14 protein-coding genes are annotated in these 21,943 nt (G+C 70.2%); 9 read left to right on the top strand and 5 right to left on the bottom strand.

Translation table 11 applies throughout. From position 1 onward, the window contains the following. Positions 1–162 precede the first annotated feature (162 nt). Positions 163–1,248 carry an S-(hydroxymethyl)mycothiol dehydrogenase gene (locus CACI_RS20590; RefSeq protein ID WP_015792758.1) on the top strand — a complete coding sequence of 362 codons (1,086 nt, stop codon included), beginning with the start codon at positions 163–165 and terminating at the stop codon, positions 1,246–1,248. Next, positions 1,245–1,862 carry an MBL fold metallo-hydrolase gene (locus CACI_RS20585; RefSeq protein WP_015792757.1) on the top strand — a complete coding sequence of 206 codons (618 nt, stop codon included), beginning with the start codon at positions 1,245–1,247 and terminating at the stop codon, positions 1,860–1,862. Before CACI_RS20590 ends, CACI_RS20585 begins: the two co-directional genes overlap by 4 nt. Positions 1,863–1,956: 94 nt before the next feature. Here CACI_RS20585 and CACI_RS45870 read toward each other — a convergent pair whose 3' ends face one another. Further along, positions 1,957–4,977, bottom strand: coding sequence for a SpoIIE family protein phosphatase (locus CACI_RS45870; RefSeq protein WP_190276786.1), 3,021 nt, complete (start codon positions 4,975–4,977; stop codon positions 1,957–1,959). 289 nt (positions 4,978–5,266) lie between these two features. Between CACI_RS45870 and CACI_RS20575 the strand changes: the two genes are divergently transcribed. The 4 genes from CACI_RS20575 (at position 5,267) to CACI_RS20560 (ending at position 11,673) form a co-directional block, all read left to right on the top strand. Beyond that, positions 5,267–6,772, top strand: coding sequence for a GGDEF domain-containing protein (locus tag CACI_RS20575; RefSeq protein ID WP_015792755.1), 1,506 nt, complete (start codon positions 5,267–5,269; stop codon positions 6,770–6,772). 703 nt (positions 6,773–7,475) lie between these two features. Beyond that, a complete protein-coding gene (locus CACI_RS20570; protein ID WP_015792753.1) occupies positions 7,476–8,144 on the top strand; it encodes a PadR family transcriptional regulator in 669 nt (222 codons plus the stop codon). After that, positions 8,141–8,872, top strand: a complete 732-nt coding sequence (locus CACI_RS20565; protein ID WP_015792752.1) for an ABC transporter ATP-binding protein — start codon at positions 8,141–8,143, stop codon at positions 8,870–8,872. Before CACI_RS20570 ends, CACI_RS20565 begins: the two co-directional genes overlap by 4 nt. Next, positions 8,869–11,673 carry an ABC transporter permease gene (locus tag CACI_RS20560; RefSeq protein ID WP_015792751.1) on the top strand — a complete coding sequence of 935 codons (2,805 nt, stop codon included), beginning with the start codon at positions 8,869–8,871 and terminating at the stop codon, positions 11,671–11,673. The genes CACI_RS20565 and CACI_RS20560 overlap by 4 nt, the downstream gene beginning before the upstream one ends. 121 nt (positions 11,674–11,794) lie before the next feature. Here CACI_RS20560 and CACI_RS20555 read toward each other — a convergent pair whose 3' ends face one another. After that, positions 11,795–13,954, bottom strand: a complete 2,160-nt coding sequence (locus CACI_RS20555) for a cellulose binding domain-containing protein (RefSeq protein WP_015792750.1) — start codon at positions 13,952–13,954, stop codon at positions 11,795–11,797. Positions 13,955–14,176: 222 nt separating this feature from the next. Between CACI_RS20555 and CACI_RS20550 the strand changes: the two genes are divergently transcribed. After that, entirely contained in the window at positions 14,177–15,028 is an 852-nt protein-coding gene (locus CACI_RS20550) for an oxygenase MpaB family protein (protein ID WP_015792749.1), read from the top strand. On the opposite strand, the gene CACI_RS20545 is transcribed toward CACI_RS20550, so the two are convergent. Then, positions 14,995–17,400: an FdhF/YdeP family oxidoreductase gene (locus CACI_RS20545; RefSeq protein WP_015792748.1), complete on the bottom strand. Its 2,406-nt coding sequence runs from the start codon at positions 17,398–17,400 to the stop codon at positions 14,995–14,997. The two genes, CACI_RS20550 and CACI_RS20545, sit on opposite strands and share 34 nt — an antisense overlap. Positions 17,401–17,451: 51 nt before the next feature. Beyond that, positions 17,452–19,002, bottom strand: coding sequence for an MFS transporter (locus CACI_RS20540; RefSeq protein WP_015792747.1), 1,551 nt, complete (start codon positions 19,000–19,002; stop codon positions 17,452–17,454). A 177-nt stretch (positions 19,003–19,179) separates the two neighbouring features. Between CACI_RS20540 and CACI_RS20535 the strand changes: the two genes are divergently transcribed. Further along, positions 19,180–20,013 (top strand): patatin-like phospholipase family protein, encoded by an 834-nt coding sequence (locus CACI_RS20535; protein WP_015792746.1) that lies wholly within the window; start codon positions 19,180–19,182, stop codon positions 20,011–20,013. After that, positions 20,010–21,164 carry a 1-acyl-sn-glycerol-3-phosphate acyltransferase gene (locus CACI_RS20530; RefSeq protein ID WP_015792745.1) on the top strand — a complete coding sequence of 385 codons (1,155 nt, stop codon included), beginning with the start codon at positions 20,010–20,012 and terminating at the stop codon, positions 21,162–21,164. Before CACI_RS20535 ends, CACI_RS20530 begins: the two co-directional genes overlap by 4 nt. Here CACI_RS20530 and CACI_RS20525 read toward each other — a convergent pair. Then, a complete protein-coding gene (locus tag CACI_RS20525) occupies positions 21,108–21,866 on the bottom strand; it encodes a helix-turn-helix domain-containing protein (protein ID WP_015792744.1) in 759 nt (252 codons plus the stop codon). The two genes, CACI_RS20530 and CACI_RS20525, sit on opposite strands and share 57 nt — an antisense overlap. Positions 21,867–21,943 lie beyond the last annotated feature (77 nt).

Here is a 21,943-nt window from a genome sequence, read left to right as displayed (position 1 = left end):
CGACCGTCATGAACTGCGGAACCCCTCCCGAACGTTATCCCGCAAGGATGCGGCGACCACGATACGCGTGCTCCGGTGTGGCGTGGTTCCCGCGTGATCGGGGTGTCCATATCATCACTAACCATCGCCGCAAACGCGGTCAGCGTTACCCGAAGGAGTGCCATGCAGCAGGTGAAGGCAGTCATCGCCCGGTCCGAGGGCGCGCCGGTCGAGATCGTCACGATCACCGTGCCGGATCCCGGGCCCGGCGAGGCCGTGGTCCGGGTGCAGTCCTGCGGGGTGTGCCACACCGACCTGCACTACCGGGAAGGGGGCATCAACGACGAGTTCCCGTTCCTGCTCGGGCACGAGGCCTCCGGCATCGTGGAGGCGGTCGGTCCGGACGTGACCGAGGTGCAGCCCGGGGACTTCGTGGTGCTGAACTGGCGCGCGGTGTGCGGGCAGTGCCGGGCGTGCCGGCGCGGCGAGCCCTGGTACTGCTTCGCCACGCACAACGCGAAGCAGAAGATGACGTTGGAGGACGGTACGGAGCTGACCCCGGCCCTGGGCATCGGCGCGTTCGCCGAGAAGACGCTGGTCGCGGCGGGTCAGTGCACGAAGGTGGACCCCAGCGCGCGCCCGGCGGCGGTCGGGCTGCTCGGCTGCGGGGTGATGGCGGGCATCGGCGCGGCCGTCAACACCGGCAATGTCACGCGCGGCAAGTCGGTGGCGGTGATCGGCTGCGGCGGGGTCGGCGTGGCCGCGATCGCCGGATCGGCGCTGGCCGGCGCGAATCCGATCATCGCAGTGGACATCGATGCCAAGAAGCTGGCGACAGCCACCCGGCTCGGCGCCACGCACACCGTCGACTCCTCGGCCGTCGATCCGGTCGCCGCGATCCAGGAGCTGACCGGCGGGTTCGGCGCGGACGTGGTGATCGAGGCGGTCGGGCGTCCCGAGACGTGGAAGCAGGCGTTCTACGCGCGCGACCTGGCCGGCACGGTGGTGCTCGTCGGCGTGCCGACGCCGCAGATGCGGATCCCGGACCTGCCGCTGATCGACGTCTTCGGGCGCGGTGGCGCGCTGAAGTCCAGCTGGTACGGCGACTGCCTGCCCAGCCGCGACTTCCCCGTGCTCGTCGACCTCTACCAGCGCGGCAAGCTCGACCTGGACGCGTTCGTCAGCGAGGAGATCGCGCTGACGGACATCGAGGCGGCGTTCGAGCGCATGCAGCGCGGCGAGGTTCTGCGCTCGGTGGTGATCCTGTGACGGCGGTGCGCGTCGGCCACGGGGTCACCTCCGGGACGTTCACGCTGGACGGCGAGACGTTCGAGGTCGACAACAACGTGTGGGTGATCGGCGATGAGACCGAGTGCGTGGTCATCGACGCCCCGCACTCGGTCGAGGGGATCCTCGCGGTCGTCGGCGGGCGCCGGGTGAAGGGGATCGTGTGCACGCACGCGCACGACGACCACGTGCGCGTCGCACCGGAGCTGCGGGAGCGCACCGGCGCGCCGATCCTGCTGCACCCGGACGACCGTCCGTTGTGGGAGTTGGTGCACGGCGGACCGGAGGATCCGGAGGCGACGCTGTGGGACGCCGATCTGAGCGATGGTCAGACGCTCACGATCGGCGATGTCGCGTTGCAGGTGCTGCACACGCCGGGGCACGCGCCCGGCGCGGTGTGTCTGTTCGCGGCCGAACTCGGGTGTGTGTTCACCGGCGACACGCTGTTCCACGGCGGGCCCGGGGCGACGGGGCGTTCGTACAGCGATCTTCCGACGCTGGAGGAGTCCATTCGCGCCAAGCTGTTCGTGCTGCCGGACGAGACGGTCGTGCACACCGGGCACGGCGAGGACACGACGATCGGCGCTGAGCGCTAGCGCTTGGACCTGCAGCAGCACTGCGCGCCGCGCGGTGGTCTTGCCCACCGCGCGGCGGCGCTTTCTCCTGCTAGTGCTGCGTCTAATGCTCTGTCTAATGCTCCGTCGGCGCGCCGGACGGGATCTCCAGCTCGAACCAGACCACCTTGCCGTGCCGGGTGATGCGACTGCCCCAGCGGCGGGACAGTTCGTCGACCAGTTGGATGCCGCGGCCGCTTTCCTCGTAGTCGGTGAAGCCGCGGGCGGTGGGGGCTCGGGGGTCGGAGTCGGCGACCTCGACGGTGAGGGTGCGGTCGCAGAACAGGCGGAGTTGGCGGGGGTGGCCGGTGTGGGTCAGGGCATTGGTCACCAGTTCGCTGACCAGGAGTTCGGCCAGGTCGGTGAGGGATGCCAGTCCCCAGTCGCGGAGTTTGCCGCGGGTGAAGCTGCGCGCCTGGCCGGCCATGCGGCGGTCGCCGGACAGCGCCAGGGTGGCGACCCGGTCCCCGGCCAGCGAGACGGTCTTGGCCATGATCAGCGCCACGTCGTCCTCGGCGCCGCCGGGGACCAGTGCCGCCAGCACGGCGTCGCAGGCCTCTTCCAAGGGCCGGTCGCGCTGTGTCAGCGCTTGTCGCAGCAGGCTGATCCCCTCGTCGAGATCGCGGCCGCGGCGCTCGACCAGACCATCGGTGTACATCGCCATCACGCTGCGCTCGGGCAGGACGAACTCCACGCTCTCGAACGGCACGCCCCCGACCCCCAGCGGCGGTCCCGGCGGGACGTCGAGCACGGTGGTCGTCCCGTCCGGCGCCACGATCACCGGCGGCAGGTGACCGGCCGAGGCGATCACGCCGGAGCGCTCCACCGGGTCGTACACCGCGCACACGCACGTCGCGAACTGGTCGTCGCCGCTGTTGGCGGCAGTCGCGTCCAGGCGGGTCAGCACCTGCTCGGGCTCCATGTCCAAGGTCGCCAGCGTCCGGGCCACCGTGCGCAACTGCCCCATCGTCGCCGCGGCCCGGATGCCGTGTCCCATCACGTCGCCGACCAGCAGCGCCACCCGGCCGCACGAGAGCGGGACGACGTCGAACCAGTCGCCGCCGACCTCGCTGACCCGGCTGCTGGGCAGGTAGCGGTGCGCGATCTCCATGCCGATCGTGTGGTGCACGTTCTGTGGCAGAAGGCTGCGTTGCAGCGTCAGCGCGGTTCTACGTTCCCTGCGATACAGGCGCGCGTTGTCCATACACAGCGCGGCGCGCGCCGCCAGTTCCTCTGCCAGCGCGACGTCCGCGCGACCGAACGGCTCGCGGTCCTGCATGCGGATGAACTCCGCGCCGCCGAGCACGACGCCGCGCGCGAGCAGCGGAACCATCAGGTAGGAGTGGATACCTGCGGCCAGACCTCCGGCGACGCGCTCCGGGGAGGAGGCGAGGGAGGCCAGCGATTCCTCATCGACGATGGGGATCACCATGGGACGTCCGCTGCGCAGGCTGCGTGCGTAGCCCTTGGCGGCGTCGCGGGTGGAGGTCTTTCCGACTGCGTCAGCGACCTCTGTCAGTCCGGAGGGGAAGGACTCTGCGACGGCGACGGCTTGCACGACCACCGGCTCACCGGGCAGCGGTGAGGCGGGTTCGTCGCCGCGCATGACCGAGACGAGCAGGTCCACGGTTGCGAAGTCCGCGAAGCGCGGCAGCACCACCTCGATGAGTTCCTCGGCGGTGCGTTGCAGGTCCAGCGTGGTACCGATGCGGACGCTGGCGTCGTTGAGCAGCGCCAGGCGTCCTTGGGCGGCGTTGGCTTGGCGCAGCGTCTCCTGCCGGGCCAGTGCTGTCTCGCGCTCGCGTTGAAACAGCAGGGCGTTGTCGAAGGCGGTGGCGGCGCGGGCGATCAGGTCCTCGCCGAGGGTGATGTCCTGGTCGTCGAAGGGTTCGCGGACAGCACCGCGCGCGTAGGACACGAAGCCCAGGACCGCGCCGCGTGCCACCAGCGGGGAGACGCGCACGGTCTGGGCCCGGCGCGCGTAGTACGTGCTCAGCCGGCCGGTCGGGTTGGCGATGATCGAGGGCATCTCGGACGGGGCGACGACGACGGTCTGGCGCTTGCGCAGCGCTTCGGAGTACGGGGATTTCGGGTCGAGCCGTAACAGTTGGCCGATCGGGACGTCGTCGTAGGGGAAGTCCTCGCTGACGGCGTCGAAAGCCACCCTCCGAGCTACGTACGCCTCCGGATCCGCTTGCGCCGCCACGGATTCGGGCTGGGAGCGATGCTCCAGGACGTGGACACCGCAGACGTCTGCGATCTCCGGGACCATCGCCTTGACCAGTTCGCGCGCTGCTTGGCGGACGTCCAGGGTCGCACCGATCGCGGCGCTGGCCTCGGCCAGCAGGGACAGGCGACGGCGGGCGCGGGCGGCTTGTTCCTCGGCCTCGTGGCGTTCGGTGACGTCGATGACGGTCGAGCTGACGCCGAAGACCCGGCCGGAGGCGTCCTGGAGCCGGGAGTACCAGGCCGACCAGGTGTGGTCGTGGACGGCGTCGCCGTGTTCGGCGTCCCCGTTGGTCGGTCCGGCCCAGCGGGCGTCGGCGATCGGCACGCCGGTGGCCAGCACCTGCCGGACCTGCGCTTCGACCCGGATGCCCTCCTCGCCGGGCAGCACGTCGCGGACGCGGCGGCCGAGGTGTTCGGCGACGGAGATCCCGTGCGCGGCCGCGAGGGCGGCGTTGAGCTGGACGAAGCGGGTCTCGGTGTCGTAGACCGCCATGCCGACCGGGGACTGGCTGAAGAAGCTGTCCAGGACGGCCAGGTCGGCTTCGACCTCGCGGACGGCGCGCACGTCCACCGCGGTGGCCAGGACCATCGGCGGCGGGCTGCCGGCGTCGATGCGGTAGGTGTGGATCTCCAGCTGGGCCACGTTGCCGTCGCGCTGGCGGACCGGGAAGACGCCGGTCCAGTCCTCGCCCTGCAAGATGGCGTCGTAGATGGTCAGGATGTCGCCGCGGAGCCGTTCGGAGCCGAGCAGGTCGATGGCGAGGGCGCCTTCGGCCTCGGCGGCGGAGTAGCCGAGCATCGCCTCGGCGGCGGCGCTCCAGTGGACGATGCGGCCGTCGGCCTGCAGCAGGGCCGTGGCGACGCCCACGACGGGATGGCGCCGGGGCGGCTGGGCTTGCTCCAGGCTCCGGCGGTTGGGCGGAGGATCCGCGGTGCTCGCGCTTTCGTGGGACGTGTCGTCAACCATGAACGGTCAGGCCGCCTCCAACCCGTCACGCCGACACCGCGCGATCGAGCGCGTGGCGTTCACCCCTCCAGGGTCCCTCAGATGGCGGCAGGGACGCGAGTCGGGACGGGGTGCATGCCGTGGCGCGGGCGCGGAGCCTATTTGATGATGGAAAGGTGCAGGTCCTCACCATACTCGGGGGGCGGGGGCGATGAGAGCTGAAGAGCCCAGACTGGCGGTGGCCCGGCTGAACTGGGCCAACCGGCAGGCCGAGGCGGTGAAGGAGGCCGACCGGCTGCTCGCCGAGCTCACCGAGCCGGCCGAAGTGCTGGGCGTCCTGCTGGCGAAGCTGTCCGCGCTGCTCAACATGGACCACCTGCGCGAGTGCCCGCCGATCATCGACGCGGCCTGGGCCCTCATCCAGGAGCAGGGCGCCCGCCCGGCCGACGTCGGGGAGTTCCACGCCTTCGCGGCCTTCTTCGCCTACCGCAAGGGCTCGCTGGAACGCTGCATCACCGACCTGGTCCGCGGCGCCCAGGCGCTGGAGGCCACGACCGCGGACCGCGACGCCATCCGACCCTGGATCTCGATGGCCGTCACCTACTCACTCGTCGGCTTCCACCGCCACGCCGTCGCCGCCCAACGCCACGCCGAGGACATCGCCCGCTTCGGCACCGCCGAGGACCGCAAGCTCACCGCGCACCCGGAGATCCGCGTCCGCCAGGCGGTGTTCCTGGACCAGCGCGGCGAGACCGGCTCGGCCAAGGCGGTCCTCGGCGACCTGGTCGATCGACTGAACGCCGACAACCTCATCGCGATGGAGGTCCCCTACCTCGGCTACGCGATGGCGCGCTACGCGGTCCTGGGCGGAAAGTACGAAGGAGACGCAAGACGCCTGCTGCGCCTGCGCCACGAGCAATTCCCCGAGAGCATCGAGCTGTCCCGCCTCGGCGACGCGGCACTACTCATAGCCGAGGGACAGCCCGGCGAAGCGCTGGACCTCCTCGGCGACGCCCGAACGGCCCAAACCCGCCTCGGCCGCGCCGAAGTCCCCCGCCTCAGAGCACTGGCACACATCGCCTCCGGCAACTACGCAGCCGCCCACGCCGCCGACCGCGAAGTGACCTACCTCCTCGCCCGAGCCAGCGAGCAGGTCTACGACCTGTTCGTCGACGGCATCACCGCCCGCCTGGACTTCGACGAACTCCGCCGCAACGTCACCCGCTACGCCGACGAGGCCCAAACCGACCCCCTGACCAGCCTCCCAAACCGCCGCCACCTGGAACGCTACGTCACGGAGCTGACGGCACGAGGCGGCGCAGGGGTCCTGGGAGTCGCCGACCTGGACGGCTTCAAGGAGGTGAACACGGTCCACGGGCACCTGGTCGGAGACGAGGTGCTGCAGCAGGTGGCGGCGGTGTTGTCGCGCGCACTCCGCGCCGGGGACTTCCTTGCACGGTACGGCGGGGACGAGTTCGTGATCGTGCTACCAGGCACGGGCCTCAGCGAGTCGCGCGAGGTGGTGGCCCGCCTCAGGACAGCAGTCGCCGCACACGACTGGGCCGGCCTCGCGCCCGGCACGCCGGTGTCGCTGACGATGGGGCTCACGGCGCTGGCGGGGCAGGGGTTGGCGGAGGCTTTTCGGGAGGCGGATTTGTTGATGTTGGAGGCTAAGGGGCAGGGGCGGGGGCTTGGGGCTGGTGGGCGGGGGCGGTGAGGGGCGGCTTGGCGCGCGGCGCGGCGGTGCAGTGAGGGCTTGGCGGAGGGCACGGTGTTGGCGGGGCGGTGAGGGGCGGCTTGGCGCGCGGCGCGGCGGTGCAGTGAGGGCTTGGCGGAGGGCACGGTGTTGGCGGGGCGGTGAGGGGCGGCGCGGCGGCGCGGTGAGGGGTTGGCGGGAGGGGCTCGGTGTTGGCGGGGGCGGCCTTGGCCAGGGCTTGGCGGAAGGGGCAAGGTGCTGGCGCGGGCCGCCTTGGTTGGGGCTCAATGCTGGCATGTGCGGTCTTTGATGAGGGGTTCGGGGAGACATGGCGCTGGCGAGTGGATGGTGCGCACCCCTTTGAGGTTCGCCTAGGGCCTGTTATCTGATCTTTATGGAAGAAGGCGAGGCGCTGTTTGGTCGTGCAGCTGGCCGAATCCTGCGACGACCCGCAGTCCACCCTAGACCTGGTGGAACGGCTCATCGATGATCCCGCAAGAGCTCCACGAGGAGGCGGGAAGGCAAGCCCGTGACGAGCGCACCGCCCGCGACGCCGCTCGCAACCCGGCGCTCCCCGCACATGTCATGCGCGAAATGGCGCGGCGTCTGGCCTAGCCGCTGGTCCTTCGCAGCGGAACGGCTGGGCACTTGCCTCTGGGATGCATACCGGGTATCTATATAGCCGTGACCCGCAACCATACTGAGTATGCAAGGGGGTGGTGACGTGTCCGTCAAGCACTCTCTTTTGGCTGTCCTTGCTGATGGCGATCGTTATGGCTATCAGCTTCGGGCTGAGTTCGAGGAGCGGACGGGGGCTACGTGGCCGCTCAATATCGGGCAGGTGTACACGACGTTGAGTCGGTTGGAGCGGGATGGGTTGGTGGAGCCTGCTGGGCAGGATGGCGCGAATCATGTGTTCTATCGGATCACCGGGGCTGGGCGCGATGAGTTGTTCGCTTGGTTCGCGCGGCCGGTGACGCGGGCGGAGCGGCCTCGGGATGAGCTGGCGGTGAAGCTGGCGCTCGCCGTGACGGTGGACGGGGTTGATGTGCCGGGGATCGTGCACGCTCAGCGCAAGCATGCTTTGGCCGCGTTGCAGGACTACACGCGGGTCAAGGCGCGGCTGGATGTCGGGGAGTTGGCCGCCTCGCTGGTGCTGGAGTCGATGATCTTCCAGTGCGAGGCGGAGATCCGGTGGCTGGACCACGTTGAGGCGCGGGTGCTGCGGCACGCGCGGGAGGGCCGGGGTCGGTCGCACGGCGTCGACAACGGCGTCGACAACGGGACCGACAACGGAGCGAGTACCAGCGCCGCCACACGTACCGGAAACAGCAGCACCACGCACGAAACCGCCGCACCAGTCGTCGCCACCACGGAGGGGAAATCCATATGACCGGCAACACGATCCTCGAACTGCGCAGGGTCACCCGCACCCACGGCAAAGGCGCGGCCGAAGTCCACGCGCTGCGCGGCGTCGACCTCGTCGTCCGCGCCGGGGAGTTGGTGGCGGTGATGGGTCCGTCGGGGTCGGGGAAGTCCACGCTGCTCTCGCTCGCCGGCGGGCTGGACTCCCCCACCGGCGGCGACGTCCTGGTCGAGGACACTCCCCTGTCCTCCCAGAGCAAGCCGCAGCTGGCAGCCATCCGGCGCCGCTCGGTCGGCTACGTCTTCCAGGACTACAACCTCATCCCGGCGCTCACCGCCGCCGAAAACGTTGCCCTGCCACGAGAACTCGACGGCATATCGGCGCGCAAAGCCCGCGTCGAAGCGCTGGCAGCGCTCGAAGAAGTAGGTCTGCAAGCCGAGTCCGACCGCTTTCCCGACGAGATGTCCGGCGGGCAGCAGCAGCGCGTCGCGATCGCCAGGGCACTGATCGGTGATCGCCGTCTGATCCTCACCGACGAGCCCACCGGCGCGCTGGACACCGAGACCGGCGAGGCGGTCCTTCGCCTGCTGCGAAAGCGCTGCGACGAAGGCGCCGCAGGCGTCCTGGTCACCCACGAAGCCCGCCACGCCGCCTGGGCCGACCGCATCGTCTTCATCCGCGACGGCCTCATCGTCGATGAATCCGCACCCTCCCAGCGCGCCGAGGACCTGCTGATCGGCGAGGCCCGCGCGTGAGCAGCTGGGGACTCGCGCTGCGGGTGGCGCGCCGGGAGGCATGGCGCAACAAGAAGCGCTCGGCGCTGGTCGTGGCGATGCTCGCGCTGCCGGTGGCGGGTGCCTCGGCGGCCGACACGCTGTGGCGCAGCTCGCAGATCACGGCCGAGCAGAAGGCCGTGTGGCAGATGGGCAGCTACGACGCGCTCGTCACCGACGTCAGCGTCCCGATGTACCAGACCCCTGACATGCGGGGTGCGGAACCGGTGCGCGACGCGAACCAGAACACGCTGCCGGAGCTGCGCACGTCGCCGGAGCTGCGCACGTCGCCGGCCAGCGTGGCGAACCTGTCCGCGCTGCTGCCCGCCGGATCGCACATCGCGCAGCCGGAAACGCTCTACGGCTCGCAGGTGCAGATCGTCAACGACGCCGGCCGGGCCTGGGGGCAGCTGCAGGACGCCGACATCGCCGACCCGATGCTGGCCGGCACCGTCCACCGCGTCGCCGGCAGCGCTCCGGCCTCCGCCGAGGAGGTCGCGCTGAGCAGCTCGCTGGCCGGCAAGCTCCACAAGCACGCCGGCGACACCATCGCCGTGCGCCCGGTCGGCACCGCCGACGGCCAAGGCAGCGATGATCCACTGCCGGCCAAGACCGTCCGCGTGAGCGGGATCTACACCAGCAAAGAAGACCCGTACGACGACATCGTCTTCGCCCACCCGGGCGTCTTCGCCACGCAGCAGTCGGCCGGTCAGACCGCCTTCGCGATCGCCGTCCCCGGCGGCGTCGACTGGAGTCTGACACAGCGCCTGAACGCACAAGGCTTCACCGTGCAATCCAAGCGCCTCCTGGCCGATCCGCCGCCGCGATCGCAGGTCCCTTACTACACCGCGTACCCCAGCGGCGTCTTCTCCGACGCCGGCAACAACGGCGCGACGCTCGCCGTGGCGGCGATCGGGCTGTCCATCGTCCTGCTGGAGGTGGTGCTGCTCGCCGGGCCGGCGTTCGCGGTCAGCGCGCGCCGCCGCAGACGGGACTTCGGTCTGCTCGGCGCGGCCGGGGCGGACGGCCGGCGGTTGCGCCGGATCGTGCTGGCCGACGGCGTGGTGCTCGGGGCGGCCGGCGGGGTGATCGGCGCGGTGGTCGGCATCGCGAGCGCGGCGGCGGTGCTGCCGTGGTTCGGGCACTACTCGCAGCAGACCATGGGAGGGTTCCGGCTCAAGCCGCTGGAGCTGTTGGCTGCCGCGGCGGTCGGTGTCGGCACAGGGCTCGCGGCGGCGGTGGCTCCGGCGATCGCGACCGCGCGCCAGGACGTCCTGGTCGCGCTGACCGGACGGCGCGGGCAGTCCTCGACGCCATGGAAGCTGCCGCTGGTCGGGCTGATCGGCGTCGTGCTCGGCACGGCCCTGATCCTGTTCGGCGCCTGGCATCACGGCAACGCGGTAATGGTCGCAGCGGGGGTGTTCCTGGCCGAGCTGGGTCTGGTGGCGTGCACGCCGGTCCTGGTGGCGTGGGCCGGCAAGCTGGCTCGCGCGCTGCCGCTGACCGGACGGCTGGCACTGCGCGACAGCGCCCGCAACCGCGGCCGGACCGCTCCGGCGGTGGCGGCGATCATGGCGGCGGTGGCGGGGGCGACGACGGTCGCCATGGTCATCAGCTCCGACGACGCGCAGCAGCGGCACTACTACACCAGCCAGCTGCGCATGGGTCAGGCGACGGCCTCACTCGGTGACGGCAACGGTGTCACGCCGGCGGTGGCGAACCGCCTGGCCACGCAGATCAACGCGGTACTGCCGTCGACGCAGTCCGCGGTGTTGCAGGGCGTGGGCTACGGCGGCGGCGACACCTCGCCGCCCTCGCCGACGGTGGCCCGCCTGCCGGAGAACGCTTGCCCGCAGGCGCTGAACGGCGCGGCGATGGCCAAGGACGCACGCTGCGGCCCCAGCCTCAGCGGCGTGCTCGAGTTCTTCACCGGCAGCTCCACCGTGGTCGCCGGCGGTCCCGATCTGGTGCGGCTCCTGCTGGGCCACACGGACCAGGCTGCCGAGGACACGCTGAAGGCCGGCGGCGCCGTGGTGTTCAACAAGTACGACCTCGCCACCGCCGGGGCGAAGCCGACGGTGGCGTTCACCTTCAACTCCGGGTGCGATCAGCAGCAGACGCAGTGTCCTGTGAGTACCGCGACGGCGACGCTGCCGGCGGCGTTCGTCAACAGCCCGCGCGCGGACGTCTCGGCCATCGTCTCCCCGGAGGCGTTCGCCGGCTTCGGGGTGAAGTACGCACCGATGGCCCTTCTGTTCGACGACTCGCGGATGCCGACCAGCAAGGAGGAGCAGAAGGCCGACGATCTGGTGGGAGCAGCGGGAATCCAGCAGCGTTTCTACGTCGAGCGCGGCTATCAGAGTCAGACCTGGGTCGGCGTGCTCGCCCTGGCGGCGGTCGCCGGGATCGTGATGCTCGGGGCGGCGGCGGTGGCCACCGGGTTGGCGATCACCGACGCGCAAGCCGACCTGGAGACGCTGGCGGCGGTCGGCGCACGTCCGCGGGTCCGGCGCCTGCTGGCCGGTTCGCAGGCCGCGGTCACCGCCGGGCTCGGCTCGGTGTTGGGAGTGGCGTTCGGGTTGCTGCCGGCGGTGGCCATCATCGAGTCGCAGGCACAGCAGGTCGCCGCGAACCCAGAGAACCTGCTGAACGCGCAGCAGACACAGTTCGCGCCGCCCTGGCTGTACCTCGGCGTGGTGGTCGTGGCGCTGCCGCTGCTGGCCGCCGCCGGGGCGGCCGGGTTCACTCGCTCGCGGATCGAGATGCGCAGGCGGCGCGGCTGAGGCGGCGGTCGGTTCGGCCGCGCCGACCGCCCTGATCGCCCTGACCGCGCCGCATCGACCGCACCGCACCGCGGCATCACCCCTGGCAGCCCAGCTGACCAGGGGTGATGCTGTTCGCGGCTCAGTTGTTCGCGCACACCGTCCCGTTGAGCGAGAACACGGTCGGCGCCGGGTCCTGGCCGGTGTCCGCGCCGTTGAAGCCGAGGCTCACCGTGCCGCCGTTGGCTGCGATCGTGCCGTTCCATGCGGCGTTCACCACGGTCACCGCCGAGCCGCTCTGGCTCCAGGTGCCGTTCCAGCCGCTCTGCACCGCCTCGCCGGGGTCGGGCCAGGTGAATTTCAGGGTCCAGGCACTGATGGCGGTCGCACTGCGGTTCGTGATCGTGATCGCGGCACCGAAGCCTCCGGACCAGGAGGAGCTGACCGCGTAGTGCACCGCGCAGCTCGCGGTCGCCGGGGGTGGCACGGTGAACGTCACCGGTGGCGAGGGCAGCGACGGGTTGCCGTGGGAGTCCACCGCGACCACGTCATAGGTGTAGCCCGCGCCGATCGTCAGGCCACTGAGATTCAGCGTCGTCGTGGTGGTCGTGCCGGCGAGGGTTGTCCCGCCGCCGCTGTTCTGCCGGTAGACCTGGTAGGACGCGACCGGGTACGTGCCGGCCGTGGCTGCTGGCCAGGTCAGCGTCGCCACGCCGGTGGTGTTGCCGGACGTGCTCGACGCCAGCCCGGAGACGACCGGCTGCCCCGGCGCTCCCGGTGCTGTCACACCTCCCCCGCCGCTGCCCGGGACCTGTACGACCGTGAGCGTGTACGGAGCGACCGTGACCGACGACGCAGAGCTCTGCGTCGCACTGGTGATCGAATTCCCGTTGTTCGCGAAGGTGAAGACCGTCGGGCTACCGGCTGGCGTGAACCCGTTGTAAGCCAGGTTCACCGAGTAGGAGGTGGTGGGATCCTCGTTGTCGATCAGCAGATCGAGGTTCCCGCCGGCCCGCCGCACCGCGTGGACGCGGACCAGCGCGTTGGAGGACGTGCTGTTCACCATCGTGTCGCCGGGTCCGCCGAGCTTGGACAGCATCGCGATGCCGTAGTACGGCCCGAACGGGGTCTCGGCGGCCGGCTCGGTCACGCCGCTGTTGTTGCCGCCGGTGGAGAAGATGCCGTAGTCGCCGTAGTCCTGCGCGCCGTTGACGACGCTCGGCGGGTTGGTCCCCGGGCCGTTGTGCTCGTCCCACCAGTCGACGTTCGCGACGCCGTTCTCCAGCCAGGTCATGTACATGTCGGCGGCGAACAGCGCGTTGGGCTGGGTGTCCATGTCCACGTTGGAGTTGGTCTCGGTCACCAGGATCGGCACGTTCGCCGGGTTCACCTTGGCGTACTGGCTGATCTGGGAGTGCAGCGTCGAGATGATCCCGGAGATGTCGCTGGTGTCGGTCAGCATCCCGGCCGCGTTCGAGCCGCCGGGATAGTAGTGCACGATGACGCAGTCGGTCTTGGCGCCGAGCGCCGTGAGCACGGTCTGGTTCCAGGGAAGCGGGCTGGTCGTGGCGTTGGTGACGTTGTCGGGCCAGAACCCCGGCGTGGTCAGGATCGCGCAGACGTGGGCGTTCGAGCTGACCGCCTTCATCGAGGACATGTAACTCAGGACATTGTTGGCGTAGACCGAGGGACCGCAACCGTAGGTCTGCGAAGGCTCGCTGCCGACGGTGACCGGCGTTCCGGAGGACGTCTGGCAGTGCGCGTCGGTCTCCCAGTTCGCGCCGTAGGTCCCGTTGCCGTAGACCTCGTTGCCGACCTCCCAGTACGCGACGCCGTCCTTGTTGGTGACGGCGGCGTTCTGCACCCAGGACGCGGCCAACGCCGGTGTCCCGGTGCCGTAGTTCACGGTGATGATCGGGCTGGCCGAGGCAGCCTTCGCGGTCCCCATGAAGTCCGCGAAGCTCGTGTTCGGCGCGTCGTAGCCGCCCTGCGCGACGTTGGTCTGCCAGTTGTAGATGTCAGAGTACGAACCGCCCGGGTAGCGCAGAGCATTGATTCCCGCGGCCTTGAGCAGACCCGGGATCGGGGTGTCGTTCATATAGCTGTCGTAGACGGCGGTGTTCAGGCCGATCGCGCCGCCGGGAATGGTACCGAGCCCGGCTGTGCCGTTGACGGTCACCGACACCGCGGTGGCGGCGGACGCCTGCGGAGCCGCGACCGCTCCGACGATGGACAGCGCGGACAAAGCCGTGGCGGCGGTCAGGGCGACCGATCTCGCCCTGAGCCTGCGATCGAGGGGCATGTCAGTCTCCTGTTTCGTGGTGACCCCGAACCCGTACGGGTCACCAGATCGTGGAGTTACGCCCTGTAACGCGTCAACGACACCCGCCGCGAACGACGATGCCGCGCAGGCCACTTACATGCCGTAGCCCGCGCGGACCGAAAGTTTCGCGGGCTGATCTTCGCCGCCGGGTTCTTCACCCCGCCGGGCGCGGGGCGGCGGGCAGCGGTAGCATCCGAGCCCATGCGTAACCGCGATCTGGACCGGCTGACGTATCTCCGTACGCTGGATCCGGTTGGCGACCATGAGGAGATTTACCGGACGGTCGCCCAGTTCGAGTTCGGCTGGGAGACCATGCTCGGCCTGAATCTCGCCTTCTATCGGACGTTCGGTATTCCGGCCATCGCCGAACTGCTGTACTCGACCGGGGAGATGACCGAGCGCACGCGCAAGCGCGCGGACGACACCGGGCTGCTCATGTATGAGCTGATAACCCATGGCCTGGAAGCCGAGCGCGGTCGCGCGGCCGTCAAGCGCCTGAACCAGATCCACCGCCGCTTCACCATCGGCGCCGATGACTACCGCTACGTGCTGGCGACGTTCGTCGTCGTTCCGACGCGGTGGATCGACCGCAGCGGCTGGCGCGCGCTGTGCTGTCACGAGCGCACGGCGACGGTCGAGTTCTACCGTCGGCTCGGCGAGCTGATGCACGTCACCGACATCCCCGCCAGCTACGCCGGCTTCGAGCACGTCCTCGACACCTATGAAGCCGAGCACTTCGCGCACACTGCGGCTGCCGAGGCCCTGATGGCAGCCACCCGAGGGCTGTTCGCCGGCCGGCTGCCCGAGCGTCTCAAAGGTCTGGCAGGTCCGGTCGCCGATACGCTGCTGTCGCCGCCGCTGCGCGAAGCCGTCGGCGCCCCGACACCCGCGCTGCCGGTCCGTCTGCTCGTCAGTGGGCTGATTCGGCTGCGCGCGAGCGCCGAGGCGTGGAAGGCGCCGCGTACCGAGCCGTACATCACGCTCGGCACGGCGCACAGCTATCCGGAGGGCTATCAGGTTCAGGAGCTGGGACCGGAGACCGTAGAGCCCTGAGTCTCCTGCGACATGATCAGCTGGTCATCAGCCTCAGACGACCGCGCCTCGGATGGCTCCAGGCGGATCACGATCGACTTCGTGTTCGGCGTGTTGCTGGTCTCGGCGGTCGAGTCCAGCGGCACCAGGACGTTCGTCTCCGGGTAGTAGGCGGCGGCGCAGCCGCGCGGGATGGGATAGGGCACGACCCGGAATCCCGGGGCGCGCCGCTCGCCGTCGGAGAAGACGCTGACCAGGTCGACCAGGTCGCCGTCGCTGAGGTGGAAGGCCTTCAGGTCGCTCTCGTTGAGGAACACGACGTGGCGGCCGCCCTTCACGCCGCGGTAGCGGTCGTCCAGGCCGTAGACGGTGGTGTTGAACTGGTCGTGGGAGCGGATGGTGGTCAGCAGCAGGTGGCCCGGCGGGACCTCGGCGGCGGTCGGCGGGTTGGCGGTGAAGCGCGCCTTGCCGCTGGCGGTGGGGAACGTGCGGGTGTCGTGCGGGGCGCGGGGCAGCATGAAGCCCTCGGGCTGGGTGACGCGCTCCTCGAAGGCGTGGAACCCGGGGACGACGTGTTCGATGTGGCGGCGGATCACCCGGTAGTCCCGGCCCATCTCGGGCCAGCCGAGGTCGTCGCCGAACAGCGCCTCGGCCAGGTCCGTCAGGATCCTGATCTCGCTGCGCAGCTCCGGCGAGCCCGGCATGAGGCGCCCGCGCGAGGCGTGCACCATCGCCAGGGAGTCCTCGACGGTGACGAACTGCTCGCCGCCTGCTTGGACGTCGTGCTCGGTACGTCCCAGGCACGGCAGCAGCAGGGCTTCGGTGCCGTGGCACAGGTGCGTGCGGTTGAGCTTGGTGGCGACGTTCACGGTGAGCCCGCAGTTGGCGACCGCCGCCTCGGTCACCGCGGTGTCCGGGGTCGCGGCGGCGAAGTTGCCGCCGACGGCGAAGAACACATCCACCTTCCCGTCGCGCATCGCCCGGATCGAGTCGACGGTGTCCCAGCCGTGCTCGCGCGGCGGCTCGAAGCCGAACTCCTCGCGCAGGGCGTCCAGGAAGCTGTCGGGCATCTGCTCCCAGATCCCGACGGTGCGGTCGCCCTGCACATTGCTGTGCCCGCGGATCGGCGAGGGACCGGCGCCCGGACGGCCGATGTTGCCGCGCAGCAGCAGGAAGTTGACGATCTCCCGGATGGTGGCCACGGCGTTGCGGTGCTGCGTCAGTCCCATCGCCCAGCACACGATGACGCTGTCCGCCGCCATGACCTCGTCGGCGCACTTCTCGATGACGCGGCGCGACAGGCCGGACAACTCCTCGGCGCGCTGCCAGTCCAGCGCGCGCCAGGTGTCGCGCGCTGCTTCGAAGCCGTCGCAGGAGTGGTCGATGAAGTCGTGGTCGAACACCGTCCCCGGCGCGGCTTCCTCCCTATCGAGCAGGATTCGGTTGAGGGCGTTGAAGAACGCCAGGTCGCCGTTGATCCGGATCGGCAGGTAGGCGTCGGCCAGCTGGGTTCCGGGTCCGGCCAGTCCGCGCACGGTCTGCGGGTTGTGGAAGCGGCCGAAACCGGCCTCCGGCAACGGATTGATCGCGACGATCCGGGCTCCGCGCTTCTTGGCCTTCTCCAGCGCGGTGAGCATGCGCGGGTGGCACGTGCCCGGGTTCTGCCCGACGATCATCAGCAGGTCGGCGTGCTCGGTGATGTCCTCCATCGTGACGACGCCCTTGCCGACGCCGATCGTCTCGGCGAGCGCCGCGCCGCTGGACTCGTGGCACATGTTGGAGCAGTCGGGCAGGTTGTTCGTGCCCAGACGGCGCGCGAGGAGCTGGTAGACGAACGCGGCCTCGTTGCTGGTCCGTCCGCTGGTGTAGAACACGGCGCGGTTCGGGTCGTCCATGGCGCGCAGCCGGTCGGCGACCAGGGCGAGGGCGTCGTCCCAGGCGATCGGCGCGAAGTGCTCGGCGCCGGGAGCCAGATACATGGGTTCTGTCAGCCGGCCCTGCTTCTCCAGCCAGTAGCCGTCCCGTTCCCGCAGGTCGGCGACGCTGTGCGCGGCGAAGAACTCCCGGTCGACGCGTTTGCGGGTGGCCTCCCAGGCGACGGCCTTGGCGCCGTTCTCGCAGAACTCCGCGTGCTTGCGCTCCCCGGGTGCGGGGTCGCCCCAGGCGCAGCTGGGACAGTCGAAACCGCCGACCTGGTTCATCGTCAGCAGCGTCTTGGTGCCACGGACCGGGCCGCTCTCGGCCAGGGTGTAGCGCAGGGACTCGGCGATGCCCTCCAGCCCGACACTGCTGTGTTTGGGCTTGGAGATCTGGACGTCAGCATCCTGATCGGCATCGCGATCAGAATCGCGGTCACGATCGGGCTCATGCTCTCTGCGAAGTCGGCCGGCCATGAGGACCTCCGTTAGATCGGCACTACCAGGTGTACCAGCAACTCCACGTCATCACTCGTGGTCCCGCTTGAAGTCCTTGGTCCGGATGAGCGCTATAGCCAGTACGGCGGCGACGAAACAGGTGATCGAGCCGACCAGCAGGATCTCGTTCAAGCCGGTGGTGAAGGCGCCGCGAGCGATCTGCGTGAGCTGTCCGCGCTGCTGCGGCGGCGTCGTGGCGAACAGGCGGGCGGCGTCCCCGTTGCGCAGGGCGTCGGTGATCTCGGCGCTGTGGGACGCCAGCGGGGTCGGGGCGGCCAGCGCGGTGACCGCCGAGGTGAGGCGGTTGGCGAACAGCGTGCCGAGCAGCGCGATGCCGGTGGCGATCCCGACCTGCCGGAACGTGGCGTTGATCCCGGAGGCCATGCCGGCGCGGCGGGGTTCCACGACGCCGACCGCAGTGGAGGCCAGCGGCGGGTTGACCAGCCCGACCCCGATGCCGCCGACGATGAGGCCGGGGATGAGGTGGGTCCAGGACGATGTCGCGTCCAGCCCGCGCATCAGCACCAGCCCGAGGCCGATGAGCGCCAGACCCGGTCCGATCAGGAAACGGACCGGGACCTTGACGCTCAACCGTCCGGACACGGCGCTGGCGACGAGCACCCCGGCGGACAGCAACAGCAGCCGCACGCCGGTCTGCAGGGCGCTGTACCCGAGCACGTCCTGCAGATACAGCACCAGATACAGCAGCATCGCGAACATCCCGGCCGACATCGCGAACGCCGCGATGTCGCCGCCGAGGAACGTGGGCAGCCGGAACAGGCCCAGGTCGAACATCGGATGCGGACTGCGCAGTTCGACGGCCAGGAACACCGCGAGCAGCACCGCCGAGGCGACGAAGCAGGCCACGACCGTGCTGTCGGAGAAGCCGGCGCGGCCGGATTCGATGAGGGCGTAGACCAGAGCCGCCAGCGCGGCCGAGAACGTCACGAAGCCGGCCCAGTCCGGCTTGCGCGCCTGCTCCTCCCGCGATTCGCGGACCCTCGTCGCCGTCAGCACCAGCGCCACGATCCCGATCGGCACGTTCACGTAGAAGATCCACCGCCAGGACAGCCCGGAGACCAGCACGCCGCCGACGACCGGCCCGGCGGCGACCGCGACGCCGGTCAGCGCGCCCCACACCCCGAACGCCACGCCCCGGTCCTTGCCGCGGAACGCCGTGGCCAGCAGCGCCAGCGACACCGAGAACATCGCCGCCCCGCCGATCCCCTGCGCACCACGGGACAACTCCAGCATCAGCGGTGACTGGGCCGCCCCGCACAACACCGAGGCGCCGGTGAACAGCACCAGGCCGATCAGGTACAGCCGGCGCCGTCCGTACTGGTCGGCCAGCGAGCCGGTGGTCAGCAGCAGCGCGGCCAGGGTCAGCGCGTAGGCGTCCACGACCCACTGCACGTCGGAGAAGGAGGCGCCCAGCGAGCTCTGGATCTGCGGCAGCGCGACGTTCACGATCGTGACGTCCAGCAGGAGCATGACCGTGCCGAGGCAGACAGCGGTCAGGGTCCACCACTTCGGGTCGGGCCCGGGTCTGCTGGTCGTCTCGGTGGTGCTGTCAGCGCTCATGTCATTGTCGTATCGCTGCTGAGGCGTACTCATGATCTGCCGCAGTAACCCCGGCAGGGCGGGTCAAACTTCCGAACTCCGATTGTCCTCCTTGGAACGAAGACGCGCATGCTTCCCAGCGCGTTGGGTACGCGGCCACCCCGGCGGCGAGCCCCGATCACAGGAGGTGCGGGCGTGATGAGCGAACCGGTGGCTTTCGTACTGGGCGGCGGCGGACCGCTGGGCGCCTACGAGGTCGGCATGCTCAAGGCGCTCCTGGAGCGCGAGATCCGGCCGGACATGGTCCTCGGCTCCTCTGTCGGCGCCTTGAACGGGGCGATGATCGCCGCCGATCCGCGACCGGACGCGGTGACGCGCCTAGAGCATCTGTGGGTCTCCTTGCGCGAGCGTGGGGTGTTCGCGGACAACTTGTTCGCCCAAATGGGGACCGCGCTGCGCAGCCGGACTCACCTGTTCTCCAACGCAGCGCTGCGCGGGCTGATGGAACGGGAGTTCGGCGACACGCAGATCGAGGATCTGGAGGTTCCGTTCTCCTGCGTCGCCGCCTCGATCGAACGCGCCGCAGAACACTGGTTCAGCGACGGCCCGCTGATCGAGGCGGTCCTGGCGTCCTCGGCCGTGCCGGGGCTGCTGCCGCCGGTGCCGGTCGGCGAGGAGCACTTCCTGGACGGCGGGCTGGTGGACAGCGTGCCGGTCGATCGGGCGCTGGCCTCGGGCGCCGGGACGGTCTACGTCCTGCACGTCGGGCGCCTGGACCAGCCGCTGCGTCCGCCGCGCACGCCGCGCGAGGTCGCCGTGGTCGCGTTCGAGATCGCCCGCCGGCACCGGCTCGTGCACGCCCTGAGCCATCCGGTGGACGGCGTCGAGGTGCACGTGCTGCCGACCGGCGCTCCGGGCGGTCGCACCGATCTGCGGCCGCGATACGGACGGCGCGGGCTGGGACTGGTTCAGGAGCGCATCGAGCGGGCGTATCAGGCGTCTGCGGACTATCTCGCGGAGCGTGCGTCATGACCGAAGGGGCACGTTATGAGCAAGCCGTGGTGCGCGCCGTGACCGGATCGCCTGTCGCCTCGCCTCCGCCGCCCCGGATGCGCGTCGTGCGCGCGGCCGGTCGGCGGATTCTCGGTGTTCTTCTGCTGCTGACCGCGACGGTCGTGGTCCTGATCGGCGGGCTGTGCGCCGCGCTGTTCACTGTGCTGTCCGCGCCGTGGCGGCCACGGCTCGGGCGCGCGCGGCGGGTCGTGGCGATCGCGGCGGTCTACGCGAGGACCGAGATCGCGGGGTTGGCGGTCGCGGCGTGGCGCTGGGTGCACTTCCTCGTGAATCGGGACGCCGCGCGGGATCGACGCGAGCGCGTTCAGGCACTGACGACGGCGCTCAACGCTCTGCGATCGGCGGCGGACCGATTCGGCGGGCTCGATGTCGTGCTCACCAGGTCCTCGGCTGACGAAGGCGGCGAGCAGGACGCTGATTCACTGAAGCTTCCCGCCGGTCCGCTGATCGTGTGCGGACGCCATGGCGGCATCGGCGGCGCGTTCCTGCTGGCGCACATCCTGCTCGCGGACTACGGCCGCCTGCCTCGCGTGGTGCTGAAGCAGACGCTGTCCTGGGATCCGTTGATCGACGCGCTGCTGTCCCGGATCCCGCACGCCTTCATCAACCCGCAGCCCGACGACCGGGGCGCCACCGCCGCCCGGATCGGCGACCTGGCCGAGGGGATGGACCCGACGGACGCCTTGCTGATCTTCCCGGAGGGCGGCAACTTCACGCCGAGCCGCCGGATCCACGCCATCCGCCGACTGCGCCGGCGCGGTCTGGCTCATGCCGCAGCACACGCCGAGAAGCTCCAGAACGTGTTGCCTCCGCACCCCGACGGCTTGTTCGCCGCGATCGAGGCGGCGCCGGAGTCCGACGTGGTCTTCGTGGCGCACACCGGCTTGGAGCATCTGCAATCGGCGGCCCATGTGGTGCGCTCGCTTCCTTTGCGGGAGCCGGTCGAGATCACCTGGTGGTCCGTGCCGGCGGCGAAGGTTCCCACCGAGACGGCGGCCCGGGTCGGCTGGCTCGAGGAGAACTGGTCCCGGATCGACAGGTGGGTGGCGGCCTCAGGCGGCGCAGGGCTGCTCGGCGGGGAGGCGGCCGGCGCGGAAGGCGGCGGGTGAGACTCCCATGAGGGTGTGGAAGTCGGCCGTCATGTGGGACTGGTCGTAGTAGCCGGTGTCCGAGGCGATCTGCGCCCACTTCGTCGAGCCGGCCCGGTCCAGCACGGTACGGACGCGCTGGATGCGGGCGAAGTGCTTGGGCGAGAGTCCTACGCGATCGGTGAACAGGTCACGCAGGTGGCGTTCGCTGACCCATAGTCGGCGGGCGAGCGCGGCGAAGTGTTCGGTCGTGGTCGACAGCGCTTCGAGGGCTTGGCCGAGGACCAGGTCGCGGGAATCGGCAGCGTTCTTAACGTTCTCAGCGTTCTCAGCGGTTTCCAGCAGCGCGTTCTCGATGCCGCGCAGGATCGGGTCGGGGCTGGTCAGTTCGTTGAGGCGGTCTTGGAGGCGGGTGGCACGCTCGCCCCACAAGTCCGTGAGGGGCACGGATTGGTCCCGCAGCTCGTTGACCGGCACGCCGAGCAGCTGCCTGGCTGTTCCGGGGCGCATTCGTGCCCTGATGCACAGCGGCAGCTCTTTGCCGGGGAAGTAAGCAGCCTGACTGCGCGGGCCGACGGCGATCAGGTCGCCGTCGTGTGTACCGGTCCTGCGATAGACGAGCGTGGTCGAGGCGTCGGGCAGGTGCACCAGCGGCAGTGCGCTGTCGGGGCGCATGAGCGTCACGTCGGCGATCCAGGGCCGTAGCGCGGGCGTCGGGATCATCGCTTCCACGCCGACCACTCTACGAGTGGCGCCGGCTGGTACGGCGTGCCGATCTTTCCTATAGGCGGTCGGGGGTC

The organism is Catenulispora acidiphila DSM 44928, from assembly GCF_000024025.1.
Lineage (GTDB): Bacteria > Actinomycetota > Actinomycetes > Streptomycetales > Catenulisporaceae > Catenulispora > Catenulispora acidiphila.
The sequence above is the reverse complement of the archived record's forward strand: the minus strand, read 5'-3'. Positions and strand labels throughout refer to the sequence as shown.

Bases quoted from the DNA above. Each gene is read 5' to 3' on its own strand.
- CACI_RS20590 (WP_015792758.1), top strand. From the start codon at position 163: ATGCAGCAGGTGAAGGCAGTCATCGCCCGGTCCGAGGGCGCGCCGGTC.
- CACI_RS20575 (WP_015792755.1), top strand. From the start codon at position 5,267: ATGAGAGCTGAAGAGCCCAGACTGGCGGTGGCCCGGCTGAACTGGGCC.
- CACI_RS20565 (WP_015792752.1), top strand. From the start codon at position 8,141: ATGACCGGCAACACGATCCTCGAACTGCGCAGGGTCACCCGCACCCAC.
- CACI_RS20555 (WP_015792750.1), bottom strand. From the start codon at position 13,954: ATGCCCCTCGATCGCAGGCTCAGGGCGAGATCGGTCGCCCTGACCGCC.
- CACI_RS20550 (WP_015792749.1), top strand. From the start codon at position 14,177: ATGCGTAACCGCGATCTGGACCGGCTGACGTATCTCCGTACGCTGGAT.
- CACI_RS20545 (WP_015792748.1), bottom strand. From the start codon at position 17,400: ATGGCCGGCCGACTTCGCAGAGAGCATGAGCCCGATCGTGACCGCGAT.
- CACI_RS20540 (WP_015792747.1), bottom strand. From the start codon at position 19,002: ATGAGCGCTGACAGCACCACCGAGACGACCAGCAGACCCGGGCCCGAC.
- CACI_RS20535 (WP_015792746.1), top strand. From the start codon at position 19,180: ATGAGCGAACCGGTGGCTTTCGTACTGGGCGGCGGCGGACCGCTGGGC.
- CACI_RS20530 (WP_015792745.1), top strand. From the start codon at position 20,010: ATGACCGAAGGGGCACGTTATGAGCAAGCCGTGGTGCGCGCCGTGACC.
- CACI_RS20525 (WP_015792744.1), bottom strand. From the start codon at position 21,866: ATGATCCCGACGCCCGCGCTACGGCCCTGGATCGCCGACGTGACGCTC.